Source organism: Streptomyces omiyaensis, assembly GCF_014650895.1.
In the GTDB taxonomy this organism is placed as follows: Bacteria; Actinomycetota; Actinomycetes; order Streptomycetales; family Streptomycetaceae; genus Streptomyces; species Streptomyces omiyaensis.
Map to the genome: position 1 here is coordinate 88,556 of NZ_BMVV01000014.1, position 24,976 is coordinate 113,531.

At 76.6% G+C, this 24,976-nt stretch carries 17 protein-coding genes; 4 read left to right on the top strand and 13 right to left on the bottom strand.

The genetic code is table 11. The annotated features are described in order from the left end of the window. Positions 1–34 precede the first annotated feature (34 nt). Positions 35–1,306, bottom strand: coding sequence for an amidohydrolase (locus IE287_RS22905; RefSeq protein WP_229883658.1), 1,272 nt, complete (start codon positions 1,304–1,306; stop codon positions 35–37). A gap of 157 nt (positions 1,307–1,463) precedes the next feature. Between IE287_RS22905 and IE287_RS22910 the strand changes: the two genes are divergently transcribed. After that, on the top strand, positions 1,464–1,634 hold the full coding sequence (locus tag IE287_RS22910) for a thiazolylpeptide-type bacteriocin (RefSeq protein WP_030757923.1): 171 nt from the start codon (positions 1,464–1,466) through the stop codon (positions 1,632–1,634). A gap of 91 nt (positions 1,635–1,725) precedes the next feature. Here IE287_RS22910 and IE287_RS22915 read toward each other — a convergent pair whose 3' ends face one another. The 11 genes from IE287_RS22915 to IE287_RS22965 all read right to left on the bottom strand — a co-directional run bounded on the left by IE287_RS22915 (position 1,726) and on the right by IE287_RS22965 (position 20,027). Beyond that, positions 1,726–3,645: a TOMM precursor leader peptide-binding protein gene (locus tag IE287_RS22915; protein ID WP_189851122.1), complete on the bottom strand. Its 1,920-nt coding sequence runs from the start codon at positions 3,643–3,645 to the stop codon at positions 1,726–1,728. A gap of 32 nt (positions 3,646–3,677) precedes the next feature. After that, entirely contained in the window at positions 3,678–4,433 is a 756-nt protein-coding gene (locus IE287_RS22920; protein ID WP_189851028.1) for an ABC transporter permease, read from the bottom strand. A 2-nt stretch (positions 4,434–4,435) separates the two neighbouring features. Continuing rightward, complete coding sequence (locus IE287_RS22925; protein WP_189851029.1) at positions 4,436–5,395, bottom strand: ABC transporter ATP-binding protein; 960 nt, start codon at positions 5,393–5,395, stop codon at positions 4,436–4,438. Between the two features lie 57 nt (positions 5,396–5,452). Next, complete coding sequence (locus IE287_RS22930) at positions 5,453–6,535, bottom strand: M50 family metallopeptidase (protein ID WP_189851123.1); 1,083 nt, start codon at positions 6,533–6,535, stop codon at positions 5,453–5,455. Positions 6,536–6,666: 131 nt separating this feature from the next. Continuing rightward, positions 6,667–7,800, bottom strand: a complete 1,134-nt coding sequence (locus tag IE287_RS22935; RefSeq protein ID WP_189851030.1) for a lantibiotic dehydratase C-terminal domain-containing protein — start codon at positions 7,798–7,800, stop codon at positions 6,667–6,669. Next, complete coding sequence (locus tag IE287_RS22940) at positions 7,788–10,607, bottom strand: lantibiotic dehydratase (protein ID WP_189851031.1); 2,820 nt, start codon at positions 10,605–10,607, stop codon at positions 7,788–7,790. The genes IE287_RS22935 and IE287_RS22940 overlap by 13 nt, the downstream gene beginning before the upstream one ends. Before the next feature lie 10 nt (positions 10,608–10,617). Next, entirely contained in the window at positions 10,618–12,225 is a 1,608-nt protein-coding gene (locus IE287_RS22945) for a nitroreductase family protein (RefSeq protein WP_189851032.1), read from the bottom strand. A 57-nt stretch (positions 12,226–12,282) separates the two neighbouring features. Then, complete coding sequence (locus tag IE287_RS22950) at positions 12,283–14,187, bottom strand: TOMM precursor leader peptide-binding protein (protein ID WP_189851033.1); 1,905 nt, start codon at positions 14,185–14,187, stop codon at positions 12,283–12,285. Then, a complete protein-coding gene (locus IE287_RS22955; RefSeq protein WP_189851034.1) occupies positions 14,177–16,417 on the bottom strand; it encodes a TOMM precursor leader peptide-binding protein in 2,241 nt (746 codons plus the stop codon). The genes IE287_RS22950 and IE287_RS22955 overlap by 11 nt, the downstream gene beginning before the upstream one ends. A gap of 159 nt (positions 16,418–16,576) precedes the next feature. After that, positions 16,577–18,415 (bottom strand): BTAD domain-containing putative transcriptional regulator, encoded by a 1,839-nt coding sequence (locus tag IE287_RS22960; protein ID WP_189851035.1) that lies wholly within the window; start codon positions 18,413–18,415, stop codon positions 16,577–16,579. Positions 18,416–19,022: 607 nt separating this feature from the next. Next, entirely contained in the window at positions 19,023–20,027 is a 1,005-nt protein-coding gene (locus IE287_RS22965; RefSeq protein ID WP_373307879.1) for an endonuclease/exonuclease/phosphatase family protein, read from the bottom strand. Between the two features lie 189 nt (positions 20,028–20,216). Here IE287_RS22965 and IE287_RS22970 point away from each other — a divergent pair, with 189 nt between their 5' ends. After that, complete coding sequence (locus IE287_RS22970; RefSeq protein ID WP_229883659.1) at positions 20,217–20,984, top strand: NPP1 family protein; 768 nt, start codon at positions 20,217–20,219, stop codon at positions 20,982–20,984. A 139-nt stretch (positions 20,985–21,123) separates the two neighbouring features. Here the strand turns inward: IE287_RS22970 and IE287_RS22975 are convergent, their stop codons facing one another. Further along, positions 21,124–22,461 carry an ROK family transcriptional regulator gene (locus tag IE287_RS22975; RefSeq protein WP_189851037.1) on the bottom strand — a complete coding sequence of 446 codons (1,338 nt, stop codon included), beginning with the start codon at positions 22,459–22,461 and terminating at the stop codon, positions 21,124–21,126. A 171-nt stretch (positions 22,462–22,632) separates the two neighbouring features. Between IE287_RS22975 and IE287_RS22980 the strand changes: the two genes are divergently transcribed. Both IE287_RS22980 and IE287_RS22985 read left to right on the top strand, forming a co-directional pair. Then, positions 22,633–23,943: an ABC transporter substrate-binding protein gene (locus IE287_RS22980; protein ID WP_189851038.1), complete on the top strand. Its 1,311-nt coding sequence runs from the start codon at positions 22,633–22,635 to the stop codon at positions 23,941–23,943. Positions 23,944–23,954: 11 nt separating this feature from the next. Next, positions 23,955–24,947 carry a carbohydrate ABC transporter permease gene (locus IE287_RS22985; protein WP_189851039.1) on the top strand — a complete coding sequence of 331 codons (993 nt, stop codon included), beginning with the start codon at positions 23,955–23,957 and terminating at the stop codon, positions 24,945–24,947. Positions 24,948–24,976 lie beyond the last annotated feature (29 nt).

Here is a 24,976-nt window from a genome sequence, read left to right on the forward strand (position 1 = left end):
GCCGGTGCCCCGCCCGCGGGGAGCGCCGGCCCCGCTACGCCCCCGGGACGTCCGCGCCCGGCTCCGCCGCCAGCCGGTCCAGCGCCGCCGCCGCCAGGGCCGAGATCGCCGGGGGCAGCGCCGAGCGGATGTCGGGGGCGAAGCGCGGCGAGTGGTTCGGGGCGACGCGGCCCTTGGCGGCCGCCCACTGGCGGGGGCCCGCCACGCCCGTCATCCAGTACACCAGCGGCACCTCGCCGGCGCCGTGGAGGTCGTCGCCCGCGCCGCCGTACAGCGCGAAGTCCTCCGACGCGGCCGACGGCGGCCAGTCCGCCACCCGCTCCGGCCCGAACAGGGCCGTGTGGGCGGCCCGGACGGCCGCCGTCTCCCCGGGCGCACCCCACAGGGCCGGAGCGCGCGAGACCACCACGACGTCCGGCTCGCGCGGGCAGGCCGAGGCCGCGGACTCCGCCCGCACGATCCGCTCCACCGCCGCCAGCGCCCGGTCCAGCGAGGCGTCGGCGAGCGCCCGCACGCCGATGCCCAGGGAAGCCGTCGCGGGCACCACGTTCACCGCCGTGCCCGCCCGCAGGGTGCCCACCGTCAGCGTCACGTGCTCGCCTGGCGCGGTCTCCCGGGACACCACCGCCTGGAGCCGCAGCACGATCGCCGCCGCCGTCACCACCGGGTCCACGGTGAGCTGGGGCGTCGCCGCGTGCCCGCCCCGCCCGTGCACGGTCGCCTCCAGGGCGGCGCTCGCCGCCGTCACCGGGGCCCGGGGCGTACCGTGCGCCACCATCCCGGCCGGCAGCGGGGCCGCGTGCTGGGCGAGGACCACCCCGGGGACGCCGAACCGCTCGTAGAGACCGTCCTCCAGCAGCGCCCGCGCCCCCGACAGCGTCTCCTCCGCCGGCTGCCCGACCACCACCAGCGTTCCGCGCCAGTCCGCCGCCGACCGGACCAGCAGCTCCGCCGCCCCCGCCGCCGCGGCCAGGTGCAGATCGTGCCCGCAGGCGTGCATGGCGCCGTTCCCGCTCGCGTACGGCAGCCCCGTCTCCTCCTCCAGCGGCAGCGCGTCCAGCTCCGCCCGCAGGTAGACGCGCGGCCCCGGCCCGTTGAGCAGCACCCCGACGACGCCGTGGCCGCCGACCCCCCGGGTCACCTCCAGACCGGCCGCCGCCAGCCGGTCGCCGAAGACTCGGGCGGTGCGCGCCTCCTCGCCGGACGGCTCGGGGGAGGAGTGGACGTCCAGATAGAGCGTGAGCGCGGAGCGGACCACGTCCCCGGCGGGGGTGACGGGCGGACGGGCGGCGGAGGCGGGGGACACGGGCGTTCTCCTTCGGTCGGGTACGGGGACGCGGTCCGCTGGCACCGCGCGCCAGCGGACCGACAGCGGGCGGCGGGCCGAACGGTGAGCGGGGCGCGCTGCAATGGAGTCACGCCCGGTGCCCCGCCCAGGGGGCCGCGGACTTCGAGGAGGCACCATGAACAAGGACCTGAGCACCCTCGCCGACGAGATCCTGGAGCTGGAGGCCGAGACCTTCGAGATCTCCGACTACTCGGACGCCAGCGAGGTCGTGCTGGCCGGCTCCACCAGCACCAGCTCCACCTCGACCTGCTCCTCCACCACCAGCACCACCTCCTGCTCGGCCTGACCCCGCCCGGGTCCGCGACGCGCCCGGTGTCCGTCCTCCACGGACACCGGGCGCCTCCGCGTTCCCGCCCGGGGCGCGGGGCCCGGCGGGGTCAGGGGAACGGGTGCGGCACCCGGTGGACCCCCGAGTCGGGCAGGTCCGTCGTCCGGTGCCCGCCGCGCCGCAGCGCGGTCCGCAGCCGGGGCATCAGCGGCGCCCGCTGCCGGTTCCAGCCGAAGTCGATCGGCAGGAGCCCCGGGACCAGGGTGCTGACCGTCCGCAGCCCCATCCGCTCCTGCTCCGGCGTCGTCTGGTCGACCACGACCACGTCGTGCCCCGCTCCGGTCAGCGCGTCCGTCACCGCCCGCAGGTCGTCCCGCAGGTCGAGCGTCCGCGGCCGGCCCGACGCCTCCCACTCCCGGTAGGTCTCCTCGAAGGAGCGGACCGCGCGCGGCTCCAGGAAGGCCCGCGCGTGCTCCGCCATCCGCGGCAGCCCGTACAGCTGCGCGTGGTCCTTGAGGTGGCGCACGAGGAAGAAGTCGTCGGCCATCGCCTCCAGCTCGGCCCGGCGCTCCCGGGTCTGCCGGGAGAGGTGCGGGATGTAGGTGAGCACCTCCGACAGCGCGCCCTCCACGGCCGCCCGCGGGTCGAGCGAGGCCGCCGCGGCGAAGGAGAGCAGTCCCGGGCCGCCGTCCCGGCGCACCGCGACCGCCGTCACCACCGGCACCGGCAGGTCGATCCGGTGGTCCAGGAGGTGCACGTCGTACCCCTGGAGCGAGGCCCGCTCCGCCATCGCGGCGGCCGCCCCTCCGCCGACCGTCGACAGGTCGATCGCGGGCATCCGGGCCGCCCCGTACCAGGCGTTCAGGAAGGCGTCCCGCTCGACGAGTTCGAGGAGGCCGCCGAGGACCGCCTCCTCCGGGCTGCCGCCGATCGCGCAGCCGTTGGAGCACTCGAAGACGAAGTTGTCCGCCCGGACCCCCGCGCTGTAGTAGACCAGCCGGGACGGCACCAGGACCGGCCGCTCGTCGCGGAGCGACCACCCCCACTCCCAGGGGATCGCCCGGTCCGGGTCGAAGGGGTCGACCAGCGGGTCCTCCCGGTAGGTCCGCTCCTCGTAGAAGCCGCACGCCGCCGGGTCGACCGCCCGCTCCCGCAGCTCGTTCCAGGAGCCGACGACCGGCGCCCGCGGGGCGCGCCGGTGGGTGCCCGCGTACCGTTCGAGACCCTCCAGGAAGGCCAGGGTGCGGCTGGTCGCGAAGGCGTTCTCCTGCCCGCTCCAGGTGACGTCGTTCAGCCCCGCGTAGCCGCGCACGAAGACGCTGCCGGCCACCGGCGCCGTCGTCGGCGAGGTCACGCCGAGCCAGGTCCCGCCGCCCAGCGCCCCGCACACCGGGTTGGCCAGCGCCTCCTCCGGGATCGGGTACGCGGCGGCCGGCCGCAGCCGGTAGGAGCCGGGGTCCGGCTTCCGCCGCTCCACCCACACCGTCGCCTGCGGGGCCGCCGCGGCCGGGGCCGGGGCGCAGTCCGGGCAGAGCGGGTCGGCCAGCAGCGGGTACGTCCGCACCGCGAGCGTCGCCAGGTCGATCCGGGTCACCTGGGGCAGCGCCCGGTCCGCGGGCCGGGCGGCCGGCGGGGTGGTGCCCGTCCCGCCCAGCACCGCCCCGCAGACCGCCGCCACCGCGTCGTAGGCGTGCGCCGTGAGCAGCGGCCAGCTGCCGGCCGGGCGCGGCAGCCCGGGGCCGCCGGTCTCCAGCGCGTCCCGCTCGCTCCGGCTGCGCAGCCGCTGCCAGCGCAGGGCCAGGCAGCGCCCGCAGGCCGGCGCGGTGCCGTCGCCGCCCCACGGGCCGACGAGCACGGCGGAGGCGGTGAGGTGGACCCGGGCGCCGGCCCGCTCGTCCGCCCACGGGTCCGCCGCGCCGGGAGAGCCCCCGGGGGCGGCGGCGTCGGTGACGCCGACCGGCACCACCGGCACCTCGGCGCCGAGCCGTTCGGCGAGCGCGGCCCGCAGCCCGGCCCGGGCCGACTCCATCGGCCGGGCGGGGCGCTCCGTCGCGGGGGCGCTCACGAGGACCTCGTCCAGCGGAAGGTCTTCGCCGCGACCGCGCCGAAGACCACCGCGAAGGCGAGCAGGCCGGCACAGCCGACCAGCACGTCGGAGGAGTCGCCCCGGCCGGCGAGGGCGTGGGAGACGGCGTCGTTGAGGTAGCGCAGCGGCATCGCCAGGGAGACGTTCCGCAGCCACTCGGGCATCGACTCGAGGGGGAAGAACGAGCCGGACAGGAACGCCATCGGCAGCATGAGGAAGTTGGCGACGGCCGCCACCGACTCCGGGGTGTCCGCGAGCGAACCGACGATCACCCCGAGGAGCAGGAAGGTGGTCACGCCGAGCGCGAGCACCGGCACCAGCCACGGCCAGCCGGAGGCCGGCTCCAGGCCGAACACCGGGAGCATCGCCACCCCGACGAAGAGCAGCGACTGCACCGCCCCCACCACCAGCGCGATCACGTACCGGGAGCCGATGACGGCCGACAGCGGCGCCGGCGACATCCGGATCAGCCGCAGGATGTCGTCGGCCCGCCACTGCATGAGGGTGAAGGCGCTGCCGAAGACGGCGGCGTTCGCCACGCCCCACGACAGCACCCCGGCCGCGGTGTAGGACAGGTAGGTGAGCCCGCTCTCCTCCACGGCCTGGCCCTTGAAGATCAGGCCGAAGACGACGAGGAAGAGCAGCGGGAAGGCGAAGGTGAAGAACAGGGTCGTCCTGTCGCGGACCTGGGCGCGGCAGCCCGCGGCGGTCAGTGCGGCGTAGGCGCTCATGGTCAGGGCTCCGTGGTGGTGGCGGGCGTGGTGGCGTCGTGGGTGGTGGCCTCGGCGGTGAGGTCGAGGTAGACGTCCTCCAGGCCGGCGGTACGGGTCTGCACCCCGTCCAGGCCGGCGAGCCGGTCGACGGCGGTCAGCACCGGCCCGACGGCGTGGGTCTCCAGGACGAGCGAGCCGCCCTGGACGCTCACCCGCTCCACCCCCGCGATCCCGGCGGCCGTCGCCTCGTCGAGGCGCCCGGCCGGGAGCAGCAGCCGGCTCGGCGCCCGGGAGGCGCTCACCAGGTGGTGCGGGGAGTCCGTCACCGCGATCCGGCCGTCCACCAGGATCGCGATCCGGTCGCACAACTCCTCGGCCTCGTCGAGGTGGTGGGTGGTGTAGACGATGGTGCGGCCCGCCGCCTTCAGCCCGCGCAGCACCTCCCACAGCGCCCGGCGGGCCTGCGGGTCGAGCGCGGCCGTCGGCTCGTCCAGGAAGATCAGCTCGGGGTCGTGCACCAGGGCCGAGGCGATGGCGAGCCGCTGCCGCTGCCCGCCGGAGAGGTCCTCGACCCGCACCCCCCGCTGCCCGGTGAGCCCCACCGACTCCAGGGTCGCGTCGACCGCGGCCCGCGACGCCCCGTACAGCGCGGCGACCGTGCGCAGGTGCTCGTGCGCGGTCTGGCGGACGAAGAACGCGGAGGACTGGGTCTGCACCCCGATCCGGGGGAGCAGCGTCGTGTCCCGGGGCCACGGCGAGCGGCCGAGGAGCGCCACCGCACCGGAGTCGGCCCGGCGCAGCCCCTCCATGATCTCGACGAGGGTCGACTTGCCGGCCCCGTTGGGCCCGAGCAGGCCGAAGAACTCGCCCCGGTGGATCTCCAGGGACACGGCGTCGACGGCGAGCCGGTCCCCGTACCTCTTGGAGACCCCCTCGACGCGGACGGCGGCGGTGCTTGCCATGGCCTCTTCCTCACTCATGCGGTGCGTGGTCCTTCGGGTCGGTTCGGTCGGTCGGTTCGGTCCGGGCGGCGGGGCTCACCGGAGCAGCAGGAACAGCAGCGCCGCGGTGCCGGTCGCGGCGCACAGCACCAGGAGCACCGCCCCGGCCGCGTACCCCGCGTAGATCCGCCGGGCGCGCGGCGGATACGCGGCCGCCGCCGCCCCGCCGCCGCGGCGCAGCGCCAGGTAGGCGAGGGTCTCGGGGGCGAGCCGGGCGGTGCCGAGGGCGTGCCCCAGCATCCGGTAGCCGTCGAGCGGCGGCAACGGCACCAGATTGCCCAGGCCCTGGAGGGTTCCCAGGATCAACAAGCCCGCCACGAAGGGGCGTTCGGGCGCGCCCTCGGGCAGCAGCACCCACCACGCCCCGAACGGCAGCAGCAGCACCAGATTGAGGTGGGCGCCCGCCCCGGCGACCACCAGCTTCGCCCGGAGCCCCGGCAGGAACAGGTAGTCGTCGACCGCGCAGTACAGCAGCGCGGCCGGCAGCCGCCACTTCACGCCGATCTCGGCGACGTGCCCGCCGTAGTGCTGGGCGGCGACCCCGTGGGCCAGCTCGTGCACGGTGATGCTCAGCCAGAGGAAGAGCGCGATCCCGGCGAGCGCGCCCGGCTGCCCGGTCAGCTCGCCGGCCGCCCCGACCAGCGGCCCCGCCTGCGCCGCGAGGAGCCCGAGCAGTGCGAGGACGGCGGCGCACAGCGGCAGCTGGACGGCCGGGCGCAGCAGCGGGCGCAGCAGCCGGTGCAGCCGGGCGGTGGTGGCGTCGGCGTCCCGCACCAGCGGACGGGTGCCCCTCCGGAGCGAGTTCGGCGGCGGCGCGGGCGCCGCGGCGGGCACCGGGTCGGGCGAGCCGGCGAGCAGGCCCCGGGCGCCCAGCAGCCCGAGCAGCCGGGTCCAGTGCTCCACCCCGAGCCGGCGCCCGAACCGCTCGGCGTAGGCGGGCGCCAGGTCGTCCAGGTTCCGGGTCCCGTCGAGCCGCGCGATCAGGAAGTACTCCTTCTCGCCCACCTCGAACGCGGCCCCGGTCACCGGGTGACGCACCAGGTGCACGGTCCGCGGCCCGCGCAGCAGCGCGGGACCGCACCGCACCCCGGGCCGCAGCGCCGGCCGGTGGGCGCGCACCGCGGCGGCCGCCGCGGAACCGGCCGGGGACCGCGCCCCGGCGGCGGAACCGGGCGGGACCCGCGGCGCGGCGGCCGGATCCGCCGGGGACGGCGTCGCGGCGGCGGAACCGGGCGGGGGCGGCGTCGCGGTCACGGCTCCACCCCCGCCGCCGCGCCGGGCACGCCCTCGCGCAGCACCCGTCCCAGCACGAAGGAGAGGTACGCCTCGTCCCGGATGGTCACGTGCAGCCGGTTGTTGGTCATGTGCATGTAGGGGGAGAGCAGCCGGGGCAGCACCGCCGCCGCGTCGGTGACCGGTGCGACCGGCACCGCCTCCACCGGCTCCGCGCGCGGCTGGCCGGTGTCCTCGCGCGCCGGGCCCTCCCCCACCGGGAAGACCAGGTCGCCCCGGGCCGCGGCCCCCGCCACCCGCTCCCGCAGCTCCAGGCAGTGCTCCGCCCAGCCCCGCAGGAACCCCGGCAGCCGCTCCGGCTCCCCCGCCCCGACCGCCGCGCGGACCGCCGCGAACCGGTGGCCGAGCCGCGGCGCCAGCTCCGCGTACCCCCGCTCGTACTCCTCGGTCCCGATGAACCCGGTGTCCGGGAACGCCCGGTGCCAGAAGCGGTAGTAGTCGTCGAGGTACCCGGCGAGCCGCTCCCCCTCCGGCAGGAAGGAGCCCGCCGTCACCATCATCAGCTGCGCCGAGGTCCCCAGCAGCACCGTCCGCAGGTGCAGGTTCCTCGTGCGGAAGGCGTCCACGACGAGGTCGCTGGAGTGCCGGAAGTGCCACTCGGCCAGCTCCACCCCGGCCGGGCCGCCGTACTTGGCGTACTCGGGGGCGTACGGCTCCTCGCGGAAGGAGTTGTTGGGCCGCAGCCGCATCCGGCCGTCCCCGCCCATGTACCGGCCGCGGTCCTCGCCGGGGAACTCGATGTCGAACAGCGCGTTGTAGAAGTCCTTCAGGAAGCCGGAGTCCACCTCGTACAGCGCCGGCCGCTCCCGCAGGAACGCGGTGAGCGCCTCCTCGGCCCGCCGCCGCACCTCCGGCGCGGCCGCCGCGTCCGACGGCCGCAGCCGCAGCCGCACGTGCGGCCCCTCCAGCCAGTAGTTGAGGAAGAACCACCCGGCCAGCAGTCCCTCGGCGGAGAGCCGGGCCACCAGCGGCCGGACGCACTCCACCAGCAGCGGGCGCGGGCTCGCCGCGTAGAAGACGTGCAGCGCCAGCCACGGTCCGGGGCCGGCGGACACCGGGGCGGGGGTCGGGGCGGGGGTCAGTTCCGGCATGTCGGGCCGTCCTCGGTAGCCGTGCGGTCGGTGGGGGAGAGCGGGGGAGCGGGGGAGGCGAAGGTCTCGACGGCCAGCTCGGCGACGTGCCGGCCCCGCCCGGAGACCACCTGGAGCCCGTCCTCGTCCGGCAGCGTCTCGCGCAGCACCACCGAGGTCCCGTCCTCCCGGCCCAGCAGCGCCTCGAACGCGGTCAGCGACAGCGGGCTCGCGAAGTCCACGTACAGCGGCTTCGCGCCCGGCACCCGCCGTCCGTCCCGGTGCGGCGTCGCGAAGACCCGGTCCGGCAGCCCGTGCGCCCGCTGCCAGCGGCGCCACCCCAGCCACCAGGAGGCCCCCGAGTGCCCGGACCCCCGCACCGGCAGCGCCTCCGCGGGCGCCGTCCAGGACCGCCGCGCCAGCACGACGTCGCCGTGCACCACCCGCGGCCTGCGGGTCACCCCGCCGACCGCGGGGCCCGCCGGCACCCCGCCCCACACGTCGACCGGCGCCATCGAGCTCGGCGACAGGAGCAGCAGGGTCCGCGGGATCGCCGGCAGCGCCACCGGCACCAGGTAGCCGAGGTACACCGGGATCACCCGGCACCCCAGCCGGACCGACCGCAGCACCAGCCGGTCCGTCGCCTCGTCGTGCACCAGGTACAGGTCGTCGAGGCCGATCCGCGCCTCCTCCGGCACCCCCGGCGCCTCGCCCGGACACACGATCCGGTGGTCCGTCAGCCGCCCGTGCAGGTTGAGGTTGCTGGTCACCGGGCCGCCGGTCAGCTCGGCGAGCACCGCCCCCTCGGGGCACCGCCCGCGCAGCTCCTCCCGCAGCCGCTCCGAGAGCCCCGGCCCGTCCGCGCCCCCGCCGTCGTACACGTGGGTGAAGCGGCTGAAGGGGAAGGCGGGACCGCCGTAGGAGCGGTTCAGCACCACCCGGAGGCCTCCCCCGGACCGGTCGAACTGGAGGTGGTGGCTCAGCGGCACGAAGTCCTCGGCCGGCGGCCCCAGCTCCGCGGCGACCCCGGTCATCAGCTCCGCCGGCAGCGCGAGCTCCTCCCGCTCGCCGTCCCGCTCCCACGCGGCCCGCATCCCGGCCGCGAACCGCCGCCGGGCCTCGTCCAGCCGGCGCAGGGCCGGCTGGCCCAGCCAGTTCTCCTCCGGCACGTACGCCCCGTCGGCGTCGAACGGCTCCCGCCGGGCGGTGAAGGACAGGTACTGGTCGAAGAGGTCCTCGTGGAAGTCGTGCACCAGACCGAGCAGGTCGTCGCAGCGCCCGCCCCGCCCGTACCGGGCGAGGAAGAAGCCCCGCAGGGTGATCCGGTGGGGCAGCGTCAGGTCGAACAGCGGCAGGACCCCCTCGACCCGGCGCAGCGCCCGCCCCGTCTCCCCGCCGAGCAGCCCGGCGTCCGCGGTCACCCCGTCGCCCGCGCTCACGTCCTCGTACAGCAGCGTCCGCGGCAGCGTCGGCTCCGGCGCGCCCAGGCCGCGCTGCACGTCGAGCAGGTCCGCCCGCAGCCCGCGCAGCAGCTCCCGCCGCAGGGCCGGGCCGGCCGCGGGGTAGGCGGCGAGCCGGGCGGCGGGCGCCTCCAGGGCGTCCGCGACCCCGTCCGCCCACGCCGCGCCGAGCCCGCGCAGCTCCTCCTGGAAGGAGCGCAGCGGATCCGGGTCGTGCACGTCGGTCCGGAGCGCCGGCACCTGCACCATGCCGAGCTGGAGCAGCGCGGCCGCGTACCGCTCGCAGTCCTCCGGGTCCGCCCCGGGCTCCTGCGCCAGCCGGGCGACCAGATCGCGGTGGCGCAGCCCCTCCCGGCCGTCCAGGAAGCCGAGGATCCGTTCCAGCGCACCGCTGCCGCGCAGGTAGAACAGGCGGTCGCGGACCGCGTCGAAGGTGACGGCCGCGCTGTCGTCGCCGGCCGTCACCCACTGGCGGACGTACCGGACGCGGTCCTCGTCGCGGTCCCAGCCGGGGGAGAGCACGACCGGCAGGTCCTGCCGCAGCACCGGGTCGGCGAGGATCAGTTCGGCGATCCGGGCGAGCGCCACGACCGTCGGCCGGACGTGTCCCTCCCACGTGTCCGCGAGCCGCGGCTCCGCGCCCTCCCCGGGGGCGAAGACGCCGGACGCCACCGGCGTCAGGGTGCTGAAGGGGCTGGTCTTGCACGCCGTCCGGTACAGGTAGGCGAGGGCGGACCGCTCGGCCTTCCGCATCCGGCCGCCCGGCTCGGCCGCCCGGTCCGCGAGGTACGCGTCGAGCCGCGCGTCCAGCGTCGGCGAGGCGAGCAGCAGGCCCCGGCGCAGCCGCTCGTCGGCGAGCGCGGCGCGCAGCGCGGTCCGCGTCCCCCGCAGCTCCGCGGACAGCAGCGCGTCGCCGCCGGCGAGGAGCTCGGCGTACCGCCCGCGCTCCTTCAGCCAGCTCCCGACGCGGGCGCCGGCCGCCGGGTCGAGGCCGGTCACGAGGTGCTCGGCCGCCTCGGGGTCGACGGGCAGCCGGTTGTTGAAGACCTGGCGGCGCAGGGTCAGGAGGGCGCGGCGGGCGCCGTCCCCGGCCTCGTCGGCGGCTCCGACGAGGCCGTGCAGCAGCTCGCTCAGACCGGGGCCCTCGGCGGCCAGCCGGGCCTCGTGCTCCAGGACCTCGTCGGCCCAGGCCAGCGCGCGCGGGGAACGCAGCCCGCGCACGGTCTCCACCGGCAGCCCGGCGGCGCGGAGCAGGAAGCGCCGTCCCACCTCCCAGCCGGCCTGCGGCGCACCGGTGCCGGACGCCGCCGTCCCGTGCGCGTCCGCCGGTGCGGCCGGTACCGCGCGTTCCGTCAAGGGTGTCGTCATCCCCGCCTCCTCAGGCGATCTCGTGGCGGAAGTCGGCCGGAGCGGGCCGTTCGTGCCCGATCGGCATGATCAGCAGCGGCGCCTCGCCCGTCCCGGACAGGCCCAGCCGCTCCACGAACGACACGTTGTCGAAGCCGAGCGCCACGCCCGCCCCGAGCGAGAGGGCCGAGGCCGCCAGGTAGCAGCTCTGGGCGACGGCGCCCGCGGTGCCCACGGCGATCCGGTAGCCCCGGCCGCCGACCGCGTCCAGTACGCCCGTGGTGCGCACCGTCGGGACGAGGACGGCGCCGGCCTGCTCCAGGTTGTAGTTGGCGAGGAAGTAGTTCTCCTGGAGGAAGTCGTCCTGCGCGCCCGGCACGACGAGCACCAGCTCGCCGGTCCCGGCGTCGTAGGCGTACGCGCCGGGCCCGATCCCCTCGACGTGGTTGACGAAGGCGTACGTCCGCACGAGCCCCGCCCCGCCCGGCCCGGTCCCGGCCTCGCCGCCGAGCGAGGTCGCGGCGCAGGCGGCGAGCACCGCCGACAGCTCGGCGGGCGTCACCCGCCGGGCGGCGTCGAACCGTCCGAAGCTGGACCGGCGGTCGCGCAGCACCCGCCGCACCGGCACCTCGGGGAACGCGGGCGCGGGCAGCGCCACGCGGGTGCCCCCCGCCGGGAGCGGCCGGACCGCGGCCGCCGCCGGCGTCCCGGGGGCCGGCCGCTCCGTGGCGCCGGCGAGGGTCGCGGCGCGCATCGCCCGGACCGCCGGGAAGGAGAGCACGGTGCGGGACCGCTCCAGGTCCCGGTGGCGGACCGCCGGATCGGGCCCGGCCGTCGTCCCCCGCGCCGCCGCGCCGTCCGCGCCCGCCCACCGCAGCGGCACCACCGCGAAGACGGACTCCTCCTCGTCCCGGGTGCCCAGCAGCCGGTCGAGCCGGGGCTCGTCGAACCAGAACACCGGGTCCACCCGCAGCCCGTGCCCGGCGGCCCAGAACCGCCAGCTCCGCAGGAGCGTGCCGACGTCGGTGCAGACCACGTGGAAGCCGAAGCTGTTGTACTTGAACGCCGTCTGCCAGTACTTCACCGACAGCAGCAGGTAGTGGTCGGCCCTCCGCGCCTCCGCCGGCGCGTCCGGTCCCAGGGCCTCCCGCACCCGTGCGGTCACGTCCCCGGTGAGCAGCCGCTGCACGGCGTGCCGGGCCGGGTCGTAGTGGTGGACGCCCGGTACGAGCGGGCCCGAGGCGCCCGACGCCCAGTGCACCGCGACCGGGTAGAGGCCGCCGCCGCCCGCCGTGCCGCGCGACCAGTTGGCGTGCGGGTAGAGCGGCAGGCCGGGCAGGTCGCTGTTGGCCTGGACGCCCAGCCGGCGCCCCGTCAGCGCGTAGGTGTCCCGGAGCATCGCGGCCAGCAGCGGCAGGGTGAAGCCGCCGGCCCCTCCGGGCCGCGGCGCGCCGAGGAGACCGGGCGCGGCGGGGGCGTCGGCGGTGCCGGCGCCGTCCGGCAGCGCGTACGTCTCCGCGCCGGGGAAGAACCGTCCCTTGCGCGGCGCGTCCGGCCAGTCGGGGACGAAGCCGGCGGGTTCCATCGGGACGCGGCCTCGGTGCAGCACGGCGTCGGCGTACTCATGGGCGTACCCCATCGGGTCGGCCCCCTTTCGGACGTGCGGAAGGCGTGCGGGACGGGCGGACCGGGGCGGTCACGGGAACGGGTGGGGCGCGGGGTTGAGCCCGGCCGGACCGAGCGTGGTCCGCATCCGGGGCATGTGGCGGGCGCGCTGCCGCGCCCAGCCGAAGTCGATCGGCAGCAGCCCGGGCACCAGGACCTTCACCGTGTGCAGGCCGACGGCCCGCTGCTCGGGCAGGGTCTGGTCGACGACCACCACGTCGAAGCCGCCCGCCGCGACCGCGTCCACCGTCCGCAGCAGGTCGTCCCGCAGGTCGGGCGAGGCGACCGCGCCCGAGGCGTCGGGCCAGGCCAGGTCGGAGACGGCGAGCGGCGGGCGGGGCGACTCCTGCCGCAGCAGGAAGTCCGCGTGCCGGCCCATCTCGGGGATCCCGTACAGGATCGGATGGTCGTGGAGGGAGGCGACCAGGTCGAAGTCGGCGGCCATGGCCCGCAGCCTGGCCTCGTCGCGCCGGGTCCTGCCGACCAGGTTCACCGCGTCGGTGGCGATCTCGCAGAGCGCCGAGTCGAGCGCCGACTCGGGGTCGAGCCCGGCGCCCGCCCCGAAGCACATCCGGCCGGTGCCGCCGTCGACGCGCTCGGCGCAGGCGGTGACCACCGGGACGGGGAACCCGATCCGGGTGTCGAAGAACCGGGCCCGGTAGCCGTACATCGCCAGCCGGTCGACCAGGTGGCGGGTCGAGCGCCGGGAGCTCGTCGACGGGTCGATCTCCCGCAGCGCCACCTGCCCGTACCAGGCGAGCAGGAAGGCGTCCCGCTCGACGACCTCCATCAGCCCGAAGTAGGCCGCCTCCTCCGGGCTCCCGCCGGAGGCGCAGCCGTTGGAGCTCTCCTGCACGAAGCGGTGCTCCAGCCCCGGGGCGTGGTAGTACGCCAGCACCTCCGGCACCGGCCGGGGCCGGGCGTCCCGCAGCGACCAGCCCCACACCCACGGCACCGCGCGGTCCGGGGAGAAGGGCACCACCCGCGGGTTGGCGCGGTGGAAGGCGTCGTCGTAGAGACCGGTCTCCCGCGGGTCGACGGCGTCCGGGCCCAGCTCGTCCAGGGAGGCGACGAACCCGGCGCCCCGCCCGCGCGCCCGCATCCCCGCGTACCGCTCCAGGCCCTCCAGGACCCCGATGCGCCGGCTGCGCGCGTACGTGTCGGCGTGCCCGCCCCAGAACGTCTCCCGCAGGTAGTCGCCCGAACGGGTCGAGAAGCAGCCGACGGTGGCCGAGGTCGTGGTGGAGGCCACGTCGAAGACGACCGACGGGCCGACCGCCCCCCAGTGGGGGTTGGCGAAGGCGTCCTCGGGCAGCTCGTACGCCTCGACCGGGCGCACCCGGAAGGTCCCCGGCCGGTGCTTCGGCGCCGGACGCGGCACCACCGCCGCGCCCTCGGCCGTGTCGGGCCGGGGCCGGGCGCACGAGGGGCACTCGGGGTCCGGGACCAGCGGGTGGGTGCGCACGCCGAGGGAGTCCAGGTCGAGCAGCCGGACCAGGGGGTACGGGCCGGGCTCCGGGCCCCGCTCGGCCGCCCGGGCCACCAGGGCGGCCACCGCCGTCGCCGCGAACGGGATGCCGTACGGCCAGGCGCCGGCCGTCCGGGTGTCCCCGCCCAGCTCCAGGCCCTCGCGCAGCTGCACCGAGCGCACGCCCTGCCACCGCCGCTCCAGGCAGGTCGCGCAGCCGGGCGTCCCGTCCGCCGACGGCCAGGGGCCGACGAGGACGTGCCGTCCGTACACCCGCACCGGGAGCCGGCCGTCGGGCGCGGCGGCGCCGGCGGCGTGGGCGTCCGCGGTGCCCAGCGGGGCCACGTCGAGCGCGGGTCCGGGCGGGAAGGCGTCGAGCGCCGCGACCACCGCCCGCCGGAAGGCGTCGGCCCCTTCGGCGCCGGCCGGCCCGGCCGGGACCGGCCTCGTCAGGGTGTCAGCCGGCATCGGCGGCCGCCCGGGTCAGCAGCACGCGCACGGTCACGAGGCCGCCCGCGGGCAGGTCGGCGGCGTGCGTGGGGACCACGTACGCGTCCCGTCCGGCCTCCGCGAGCCGCTCCAGCACCCGCGTCCACCCGGTCCCGGTCCCGTCCGGGGCGGCCGGGGCTGCGGAGGTCACCGCCACCAGGGCCGGGTCGAGGTCCCGCAGCAGCGGATCGCCCGGATCGGCGGCGGGCGCCGACTCCGCGGTGTCGGCGTCGAGCTGGGCCTCGCCGAGCAGGTCCCGCACCGCGTCGGCGACCGCGCCCGGCAGGTCCAGGGCCGCGCCGGCCGCCCACCGGCCCGGTGCGCCGTCCGTCCCGGCCGTGCGGGCCATCACCACCGAGACGCCGGAGCGGGTCCGCTCGCCCAGGTCGAGGAGGTCGACGTCGAGGCCGAGCAGGGCGGCCGAGCGCAGCAGGAAGGTGAGTTCCGGGTCGTCGCCGAGCGCGTCCGGCGCGAGGACGGCCACCTCGCCGGTTCCGGCGACGGCCCGGCGCAGTGCGTCGTGGGCGAGCGCCGACAGGAGTCCGGCGGCGGCCGCCTCGGGGAGGCCCGGGCCCGCGCCCGCCCCGGCCCGGGTGGGCTCGAAGCGGCGGTCGGCGTTGGCCGGGCCGCAGGGGCGGACGGCCCCGGAGGGGACGCGGACCCGCTCCTTCGTCAGCAGCGAGACGGCGGCCGTCCAGGCGGTGGGACCGCCCGCCCCACCCGTCCCCGAGGCCAGGGCGAGGTCCTCCGGCCCCACCGCGGGGAGGTCCGCGCCGGCGCCGCCGGCCGGGTCCGGCACCACGTGCTCGGCGTGCACGAGTGCCGCCGCGTCCAGGGCGCGCAGCCGGGCCCCGGCCGTGTGGTGCACGTCGAAGGCGGTGATCGTGCGGGTGCCGGCCGGGCCCAGGCCGAGCCGGACGGCACCCACCTTCAGCGGCGTCTGGGTCAGCGGCTCGTCCGCGTAGCCGCGGAACACCCCGGCGTGCGGCCCGATCAGGACGGAGCGGCGCTCCAGTTCGGCCAGCGGGCCCTGCGCGGCGTCGTCGTCGGGGGCGGTGGCCACCGTGGGCAGGAAGGCGGGCCGGGCCGGCACCGACGCCAGGTCGACCGGCTCCGGGGCGGCCGCGGGCCGGGCGCAGAACGGACAGCGGGGGTGCGGCAGCAGCGGTTCGGCGGCCACGTCGAGCGTCGCCGTGTGCTGGACGAGCAGCTTGTCGCGGGTCTCGGCGGGCAGCACGCCGGTGGTCAGGCGGAAGACCTCGTAGCCCAGCAGGTTCCCCACCATCGCCGCGAGCGGCCCGGAAGGCGGCGCGGCGCCGGGGGTGCCGAGGGCGAGTCCGCTCCACAGCCCGGCGGCGGGGGCCGCGTCCCCGGCCTCGCCGAGCCGCAGCGCCGCGCACGCCCAGCAGGCGGTGGAGCCGGCGTCCGTCACCGGTCCGATCACCACCCGGTCGCCGAAGGTCCAGGCGGGGAGCAGGGTCCTCCCCTCGGGGACGCCCGCCCGGAGCAGTTCCAGGACGGTGCGGGGCGCGCCGGGTCCGGCGGCGGCGACCACGAGGTCGTACCCGTCGAAGAGGGCCGGGCCGGCGGCCCCGGCCGGGAGCGGGGTCAGCTCGACCGGGCAGCCCTCCTCGGCGAGGCCGGCGGCCTCCGCGCGGACGGCGGCGAACTCCTCCGGAGCGGTGGCCCCCGTGCCCTCGGCGAGCGCGGTCTCGACGCCGATGGCGGCGCAGCCGTTGCGGAGCAGGGAGAGGACGCACCAGCGGGCCACCGGGCCGTCGCCGAGGACCGCCACCCGGGTGGCGCGGAAGCGCGCGAAGCGGGCGTCGGCGTCGTCGGCGTAGTGGTCGACGTAGGCGATCTGCTCGGCGAAGCGGGCGGCGGCGGCCGGGGCGGTGGCGGGGCCGTCCGCGGGGGTGGCGGGCGCGGGCACGGGACGGGCGAAACCACGCGCGTAGAGGGCCTGGACGAGTCCGCCCACCATCGCCTTCTGCCGGTCGCCGAAGCCCGCGCAGATCTCCTCGACCGACCGGGTGCCGTCGAGGTGGGGTACGAGCAGGGTGGCGAAGCGGTAGCCGGAGGAGCCGGTCAGCCGGAAGCCGCCGTCGGCGTTGTGGAAGATGACGCCGTCGGGCGTCCGGGTGTACAGGACGTCGCGGCGGACTCGGGGGCGGGTCGCGGCGACTTCCGTGTACGACGGGGAGGTCATGCGTGCTTCACACCTCTCGTTGCGGGGCGGCCGGGCCCGGGGCGGGGGCCTGCCGGTCGGGGCGGGGTGGTACGGGGACCTGCCGTGCGGTGGCGGGGCGGGGCGGGGCCGTGGTGGTGCGGGAGGCGCGGAGGCCGTCGGGTCGGGGCCGCGCGGCGGTCAGCGCAGGGCGGCGGGCCGGGGCGGCGGACGCAGCGGAGCCTGCGGCGACCGTCCGGGAGGAGCGGCCGCGCGGCGGGCGTGGGCCCGCAGCAGGGGGAGCGGGCGGAAGGATCCGGGCAGCCCCTCCTCCAGGAATCCGGCGTCCAGGAGGCGTTCCAGGACGAGTTCGGCCGCTTCGGCGGGGACGCCGAGGACGGCGGCGGCCCGGTCGGCGGTGAGCGGGTCGTGGGGGGAGGCGGCGAGCCGCAGGTGGGCCTCGGCGAGTGCGGGGGCGAGCCGGCCCAGGGCCTCGTCGAGGCGTTCCGGCACGGAGGTGCGGGGGTCGTCGGCGAGGGCGAGCCGGCCGGCCGCGTCGTGCCGCAGCCAGTCGGCGTAGTCGGCGAGCCGCAGCCGGGGCCGGGTGAGGAGCCGGGCGGCGGCGATCCGCAGGGCGAGCGGGTGGTGGCCGCAGACGTCGGCGAGCTGCCGGGCGGCGGCGGGTTCGGCGGCGACCCGCTCGGTGCCGAGGGCGGCGGTGAGCAGCTCCCGGGCCTCCTCCGGGGCGAGCGTGCCGAGGCGGTGGGCGGTGCCGCCGTGGGTGGCGAGCAGGGCGGCGAGCCCGGTCCTGCTGGTGACGAGCGCGGTGGTGCCGGCGTGTGCGGTGAGCAGCGGGCGCACCTGGTCGGGGTGGACGACGTCGTCGAGGACGAGCAGCGCGGGCCCCGCGGCGTCCCCGTCGGGCAGCGCGCGGCGCACCTCGGCCGCGGCGTCCTCGGCGGTGCGCGGGGTGCCGTCGGGGTGGGTGAGCTGGACCAGCACGCTGCCGCCCGGGTGGTGACCGGCCACCAGCCGGGCCGCGTGGAGGGCGAGCGCGGTCTTGCCGATGCCGGGGGCGCCGGAGAGGACGGCGACCGGTGCGCGTCCGCCGTCCGGCGCGCCGCCGGTGAGCAGCCGCGCGAGGGCGGCGAGTTCGGCCGCGCGGCCGGTGAAGCCGGGGACGGTCGGCAGGGGGGCCGCCGGGGGCCGGGGCACGGCGTCCGGGGGGACGGGACGCGTCACCGGTGCGGAGGCGGCGACCGGCGGGGAGGGGGCGGCGGGGCTTCGGCCGAGGTCGACCGGACCGAGGTCCTCGCCGCGCAGGATGGCGAGTTCGAGCTTCTGCAGATCGGCGCGGGGGTCGACGCCGAGGCGGTCGCGGAGGTGTTCCTTGATCCGCCGGTACTCGGTGAGGGCCTCGGTCTGCCGGCCGAGTCGGTAGAGGGCGGTCATCAGCTGTTCGGCGAACCGTTCGTGCGCCGGGTATACGCGCGTAACATCCCAAAGATCGACGAGGACCTCACGACATCGGCCGTGGTCCAGCGCGATGTCGACCACCCGCTCCAGGACGCGCAACCGCTCCTCGGCGAGGCGCGGCACCTCGTCCCGGTGCAGGAGTTCGGAGGGCACGTTGGCGAGGAGCGGGCCCTGCCAGAGCGCGAGCGCGCCGCGCAGGGCGACGAGTTCGGTCTCGGGGTCCTCCTCGCCGGCCCGCTCGACGAGCCGGCGGAAGTGGAGCAGGTCCAGCGTCTCGGCGTCGGCGTCGACGCGGTAGCCGCCGGCCACCGCCACCACGGCCTGTTCCTCGATGCCGTACTTGGCGAAGAGCCGGCGCAGCCGGAGGACGCAGCTCTGGAGCGCGGCCTTGGCGGTCGTGGGCGGGGTCTCGCCCCAGACCGCGCCCAGCAGGCGGTCGGTGGAGACGATCGCGCCGGGGCGGACGAGCAGCGCGGCGAGCAGCGCGGTCGGCTTGGAGGGCGGGAGCACCGCGGTGTCCCGCCCGTCGGTGATGCTCAAGGGCCCCAGCAGTTGGAATCGCACGTGTTCTCCGTCTTCCCCGAGTGCCGTACCCGGTCGCTGGTCGGGCGGCCGGTGGTGCGTCGTGCTGCGGGCGGCCGGCGGCGGACGCCGGCGTCCCGCGGGCGCGGGACACCGGTCGTGCCGTGGGACCGGCCCGGCGTGCTCCGGAGGAGACGGCCTAGGCCGGGGCCGCGCCGGGATCGCGGAGGAGTGGGGTCGGGGGCCGAGCGGGGGCAGCGGGCATGGGGGTACCACCGGGGGAGCGGAGGGGCGGGGCGGCGCGCTGAGCGGTCACGGCCAGAGGTGCGGCCGGAAGGCGGGGGGTACGGCTCCGGTCGGCGGCGGGGCCAGCACGGAAGGTACAGGCGGCGCGCCGGGGGCGGACCAGGGGGCACACGCTTCCGGCCAAGCGCCGCCGCGCGGTTGACGGGCGGTGCGGAGCTGTGCCGGGGAGGGGGCGGTGCGCACCCGTCGGATGACGAAGGGTCAGGCCATGGCCAATGCCGTGCGTCGCGGTGGACGGACGGCGGTGTCCGGTTCCCGGTGCCGCGGACCCTCCGGGCGGCGCGGCCGGGCGGGGAACAATGGCCGCTTTCCGTCCCACCGCTTCCGCCCTCGCGCCGGGCGCTCAGGGGGTTTCGTCGAGCGCGACCCGGGCCAGCACGGGGAGGTGGTCGCTTCCGGTGCCGGGGAGGGCGCGGATCGACGGGAGGCGGCCGCCGCGGGCGAGGACCTGGTCGATGCGGGCCGCCGGGAGCGCGGCCGGGTAGCTCAGGGCGAGGCCCCGGCCGGGGGCGGCGAGGCGCGAGGTCAGGGGGGCGAGCCCGCGGTCGTCGAGGGTGCCGTTGAGGTCGCCGGCCAGGATCACCCGGCCGGACCGCTCCGCCGCCAGGATCCGCCCCAGGCGGGCGGCGCTCTCGTCGCGCCGCGCGGAGGCGAGGCCGCCGGGCCCGAGCCGGACGGACGGCAGGTGGACGACGTACGCCGCCACCTCCCCGTACGGCGTGCGCACCTCGGCCCGCAGCGCCCGCCGCCAGGGCTCCGTGACGTCCGCGGGCTTGATGTCGAGCGCCCGCGCGCCGGTCAGCGGGTGGCGCGACCAGAGGCCGACCGTGCCCCGGACGGAGTGGTGCGGGTAGCGGGACGCGAGCTCCCGGCGGTAGACCGCCAGGGCCGGGTCGACCAGTTCCTGGAGGGCGATCAGGTCGGCTCCGCTGCCGGCGAGCGCCCGGGCGGTGCCCGCCGGGTCGGCGTTGTCGTCGGCCACGTTGTGCTGCGCCACGGTCAGTTCGCGGGGGCCGGGCGGGGGTGCGGGCAGGAGGAGGGGGCCGAAGGAGACGGCCCAGACCGCCACCGGGACGAGCAGGACGACGAGTGCCGTCCGGGCGCGCCGCAGCGCGGCGCAGAGCAGGAGCAGCGCGGCGGCCGGGCCGAGCCAGAGGAGGAAGGTCTCCAGCAGACTGCCCAGCCGGCCCGGGGTGTTCGGCACGAAGCGGTGCAGCGCGAGCAGCCCGGCGGTGACCGCGCCGAGTCCGGCGAGCAGCCGGCCGCGCCGGCCTCCGCCGCCCGCCGCCCGCAGGAACGCCCGCGGCCGGCTCGTGCCCGGTTCTCCGCCCCGTCTCGTCATGGACATCCGCCCTTCCCCCGTTCGTGCCCCGCTCTTCCCCCGGCGTCCCTGATCAGGACGGTTCCGGCGCTCCGGCGGTTGCCGTCCGTTTGGGCGCGGCTTGGAGTGGGCATGTCAGCGCGCGGTCCTCCGTACCGTCAGGCACACGGGCGACCCCGTCACCCCCCACCCCTCGACCCCCTCAGGGAGCCGGAGTTGAAGACCACGCGTCGCCTCACGAAGGGTGCCGCCGTCGTCGGCAGCGCCCTCGCACTCCTCCTCGCGTTCCCCGGCGGCGCCCTCGCCGCCCCGCCGCCCGCGCTCCCCGCGAACGCGGACGCCCTGGAGCGGACCTTCCAGCCCGCGTACGACTACGACACCGACGGCTGCTACCCGACGGCCGCGATCGGCCCGGACGGCACCCTCAACCCCGGGCTGAACCCCTCCGGCACGGTCAGCGGCCAGTGCCGGGACTCCTGGGACCTGGCCTCCACCAACGGCTACGCCCGCTCGCTGTGCAACAACGGCTGGTGCGCGGTCCTCTACGGGCTGTACTTCGAGAAGGACCAGGCCGTCTGGGGCAGCGGACTGGGGGGCCACCGGCACGACTGGGAGCACGTCGTCGTCTGGATCAAGGACGGCCAGGCCCAGTACGTCTCCACCTCGAACCACGGCTCCTTCACCGTCCACGCCCGGGACCGCGTCCGCTGGGACGGCACCCACGCCAAGGTCGTGTACCACAAGGACGGCATCGGCACCCACTGCTTCCGGGCCGCCAACACCAACGACGAGCCGCCCGAGAACCACCGGGGCACCTGGCAGTACCCCGCCCTCGTCGGCTGGAACGGCTACCCGCCCGGCATCCGCGAGAAGCTGAGCCAGGCCGACTTCGGCAGCGCCCACTTCGGGCTCAAGGACGGCAGCTTCGCCTCCCACCTGGCGAAGGCGAAGCCGGCCGGCATCCCCTTCGACCCGTACGCCTAGCCGGACCGTGCGCCTGGCCGGACCGCGTGCCCGCCCGGCGTGTGTGTCCGCCCGGCCCGGACGCCTGACCGGCCCGGGCGACCGGCCGACCGGTGTGTCCGCCCGGCCCGGACATCCGGCCGGGTGGCCGCGCCGGGGCTCAGGGGGAGACCCGGTCCCGCAGGGCCGTCTGCCAGGCGGGTGCCGGGACGCTCGGCGCGCGCTCGGGGCGGCGGCCGCCCTGGGCGAAGAAGTCGACCAGCGGCAGCAGCCCGGCCCCGACGGTGACCGCCTCGGGGCCGAGCGTGCCGAGCGCGATCTCGGTGCGGTCGCCGGGGTGGCGGAGCGCGTAGGCGCGGGCGTACGCCGTCACGGCGCCGAGGAAGCGGCTGCCGAGCTGGAGGCCGGCCCAGCCGCCGACGAGGATCCGCTCGGGCTGGAAGAGGTTGATGAGGTCGGCGAGCCCGGCCCCCAGGTACTCGGCGGTCTCGTCCAGCACGGACAGCGCGACCGCGCCCGCCGCGGCCCCGTCCGTCCCGCCGCCGGTGGCCTCCGGCCGTCCGGCGGCCGCCGGGTAGGCGGCGCCGAGCATCGCGGTCAGGGCCGTCTCCTCGTCGGCGCCGGCCGGGGGCTCGCCGCCCGCCTCCCGCCACCGTTCCAGGAGCGCCTCCGCTCCCGCGTACGCCTCCAGGCAGCCCTGGGCGCCGCAGCGGCAGCGGCGGCCCCTGACCCGCACCGTCAGGTGGCCCCACTCCAGCGCCCGGCCGGACCCCAGGGGGTCCGTGACCACGCACGCGCCGACTCCGGAGCCGAAGAGGACGACCACGGCGCTGCGGGCGCCGCGGCCCGCGCCGAACCACATCTCGGCCTGGCCGAGGGTCTTGGCGCCGTTCTCGATGCGGTACGGGACCTCGGCCGGCAGGTCCACCGTCTCGCGGAGCAGCCGCTCCAGCGGCACCGCGTCCCAGCCGATCGTCTGCCCGTGGACCACCGCGCCGCGCGCCGTGCGCTCGACGATGCCGGGGACGCCGATCCCGACGCCGAGCAGCCGCTCGGCGGACACCCCGGCGGTGCCCAGCACCTCGGCGATGCCGTCCCTGAGGTGGTCCACGACGACCGCCACCTCGTACCGCGCGGTCCTGGGCCCCGACGGCGCCAGCGGGCGCTCGGTGCGGGCCAGCTCGGTGAGCGCGAGGTCGAACAGCTCGATCCGCACCCGGGTCTCGCCGATGTCGACGCCGATCATGCAGCCGCTGCCCGGCGCGATCCGCAGCAGGGTGCGCGGCCGGCCGCCGGCGGAGTCGACGCTGCCGGCCTCCTCGACGAGACCCTCGGCGACCAGCTCGGCCACCACGTTGCTGATCGAGCCCGAGGAGAGTCCGGTCGCCGGACCCAGTGCGAGCCGGCTCATCGGGCCGTCGAAATACAGCCTCCGCAGCACCGCCGTCCGGTTCTCGCGCCGCAGGTCGCGCACCGTGCGGCCACTCTTCGCGTGCACTCTCGTCCCCGTCCCTCGTAGTCGTCGGCTGCAACATACCCGCACGACAAGCCTTGACGCGACCTTCTCATGGGGTTTAACTCACATCCTAAATTAAGCCGATGAGGCGGAGAGCGGTCCGGGCGCTCCCCTTGTCGGTCCTCCCGCCTTCCCTGAAAGGGACCAGGAGCCATGCGCAGAATCAGAGCCGCCGTCACGGGTGCCGTCACCCTCTCCCTCGTTCTCACCGCGACCGCCTGTGGCGGCGGGGGAGAGGACGGCGGCGGCCAGGCGACGAAGACCCTCACCTACTGGGCCTCGAACCAGGGCTCCAGCCTCGAGGTCGACAAGAAGGTCCTCCAGCCCGAACTGGACGAGTTCGAGCGCCGCACCGGCATCAAGGTCAAGCTGGAGGTGGTGCCGTGGTCCGACCTCCTCAACCGGATCCTCACCGCCACCACCTCGGGACAGGGCCCGGACGTCCTCAACATCGGCAACACCTGGAGCGCCTCGCTCCAGGCCACCGGCGCCCTCCTCCCCTGGGACGCCAAGAACTTCGAGGCCATCGGCGGCAAGGACCGCTTCGTCGACTCCGCCCTCGGCTCCACCGGCGCCCCCGGCAAGGACCCGGCCGCCGTCCCGCTCTACTCGATGGCCTACGCCCTCTACTACAACAAGCAGATGTTCAAGGACGCCGGCATAGCCAAGCCGCCGACCACCTGGGACGAGGTGATCGACGCCGGCAAGAAGCTCACCAAGGACGGCAAGTCCGGCATCGGCGTCGAGGGCTCCAACCTCTCCAACAACATCCACCAGGTCTTCGTCCTCGGCAAGCAGCACGGCGCCGACTTCTTCACCGCCGACGGCAAGCCGGACTTCACCTCCGACGGCGCGGTGGCCGCCGTCAAGCAGTACGTGGACCTCATGGCCACGCACAAGATCGTCGCCCCGGGCAACGCCGAGTACGCCCAGAACCAGTCCCTCAGCGACTTCGCCAAGGACAAGACGGGCATGGTCCTCTGGCAGACCCCGTCCCAGACCTTCGCCTCCCAGGGCATGTCCGAGGACGAGTGGGGCGTCGTCCCCGCCCCCGTCCCCTCCGGCAAGCCCGGCACCGGCACCGCCACCAACTCGATGGTCGCCGGCATCAACATGGCCGTCTTCAAGAACACCAAGAACCTCGACGGCGCCCTGAAGTTCGTGAAGTTCATGACCAGCGACGAGGAGCAGACCGCCCTCAACAAGACCTACGGCTCCGTGCCGCCGGTCAAGACGGCCCAGAAGGACCCGGCCTTCTCCGGCCCGTCCCTCGCCGTCATCCGCGACACCCTCGCCTCCAGCGCCGCCGCCCTCCCGCAGGTCCCGGAGGAGTCGCAGTTCGAGACCGTCGTCGGCACCGCCGTCAAGGAGCTCTTCGCCGACGCCGCCGCCGGCCGGCCCGTCACCACCGAGTCCGTCAAGGCCAAGCTCGACAAGGCCCAGCAGCAGATGCCGAAGAAGTAGGCACCAGCCCCATGACCCAGACCGCCGTCACCCCCGCACGGGAGCCGGCGGTGCGCAAGGCCACACCCGGAGGGGCGCGCACCGCACGCCGCTCCGGGCGTCGCCGTCTCGCACTGCCCTACCTGCTGCTCCTGCCCGCCCTGGTCCTCGAACTCCTCGTCCACCTCGTGCCGATGCTCATGGGCGTCGCCATGAGCTTCAAGGAGCTCACCCAGTTCTACATCCGGGACTGGGCGAGCGCCCCCTGGTCCGGACTGGACAACTTCTCGGTCTCGCTCGACTTCGACGCGGCCGTCGGGCAGTCGCTGCTCAAGTCCTTCCTGACCACCTGCCAGTTCACCGTGCTGTCCGTCGGCCTCTGCTGGCTCCTCGGCACGGCCGCCGCGATCCTCCTCCAGGAGAACTTCCGCGGCCGGGGCGTCCTGCGCACCCTCTTCCTCGTCCCGTACGCCCTGCCCGTCTACGCCGCCGTCATCACCTGGGCGTTCATGTTCCAGCGCGACAACGGCCTCATCAACCACGTCCTCCACGACCAGCTCGGCATCGGCGACAGCCCCGCCTTCTGGCTCATCGGGGACAACAGCTTCTGGGCCCTGCTCGCCGTCTCGGTGTGGAAGGGCTGGCCGTTCGCCTTCCTCACCGTCATGGCCGGCCTCCAGAACATCCCCCGGGACATGTACGAGGCCGCGTCGCTCGACGGGGCCGGCGTCTGGAAGCAGATCCGGCACATCACCCTGCCGTCCCTGCGCCCGGTCAACCAGGTCCTCGTCCTGGTCCTCTTCCTGTGGACCTTCAACGACTTCAACACGCCCTTCGTGCTCTTCGGCGAGGCGGCGCCCGAGGCCGCGGACCTCATCTCGCTCCACATCTACCAGTCGTCCTTCCAGACGTGGAACTTCGGCACCGGCTCGGCCATGTCCGTGCTCCTGCTGCTCTTCCTCCTCGTCGTCACGGGCGTCTACCTCCTGCTCACCACCCGCGGAAGGAAGACCTCCGATGTCTGAGGCCGCCCACGGGCGCCCGTCCCGCCCGC

What these genes read in the sequence shown, in the direction of transcription:
- IE287_RS22935 (WP_189851030.1), bottom strand. Translation starts at nt 7,800, where the DNA reads ATGCCGGAACTGACCCCCGCCCCGACCCCCGCCCCGGTGTCCGCCGGC.
- IE287_RS22950 (WP_189851033.1), bottom strand. Translation starts at nt 14,187, where the DNA reads ATGCCGGCTGACACCCTGACGAGGCCGGTCCCGGCCGGGCCGGCCGGC.
- IE287_RS22925 (WP_189851029.1), bottom strand. Translation starts at nt 5,395, where the DNA reads ATGAGTGAGGAAGAGGCCATGGCAAGCACCGCCGCCGTCCGCGTCGAG.
- IE287_RS22965 (WP_373307879.1), bottom strand. Translation starts at nt 20,027, where the DNA reads ATGTCCATGACGAGACGGGGCGGAGAACCGGGCACGAGCCGGCCGCGG.
- IE287_RS22985 (WP_189851039.1), top strand. Translation starts at nt 23,955, where the DNA reads ATGACCCAGACCGCCGTCACCCCCGCACGGGAGCCGGCGGTGCGCAAG.
- IE287_RS22940 (WP_189851031.1), bottom strand. Translation starts at nt 10,607, where the DNA reads ATGACGACACCCTTGACGGAACGCGCGGTACCGGCCGCACCGGCGGAC.
- IE287_RS22945 (WP_189851032.1), bottom strand. Translation starts at nt 12,225, where the DNA reads ATGGGGTACGCCCATGAGTACGCCGACGCCGTGCTGCACCGAGGCCGC.
- IE287_RS22955 (WP_189851034.1), bottom strand. Translation starts at nt 16,417, where the DNA reads ATGACCTCCCCGTCGTACACGGAAGTCGCCGCGACCCGCCCCCGAGTC.
- IE287_RS22910 (WP_030757923.1), top strand. Translation starts at nt 1,464, where the DNA reads ATGAACAAGGACCTGAGCACCCTCGCCGACGAGATCCTGGAGCTGGAG.
- IE287_RS22915 (WP_189851122.1), bottom strand. Translation starts at nt 3,645, where the DNA reads ATGGAGTCGGCCCGGGCCGGGCTGCGGGCCGCGCTCGCCGAACGGCTC.
- IE287_RS22980 (WP_189851038.1), top strand. Translation starts at nt 22,633, where the DNA reads ATGCGCAGAATCAGAGCCGCCGTCACGGGTGCCGTCACCCTCTCCCTC.
- IE287_RS22920 (WP_189851028.1), bottom strand. Translation starts at nt 4,433, where the DNA reads ATGAGCGCCTACGCCGCACTGACCGCCGCGGGCTGCCGCGCCCAGGTC.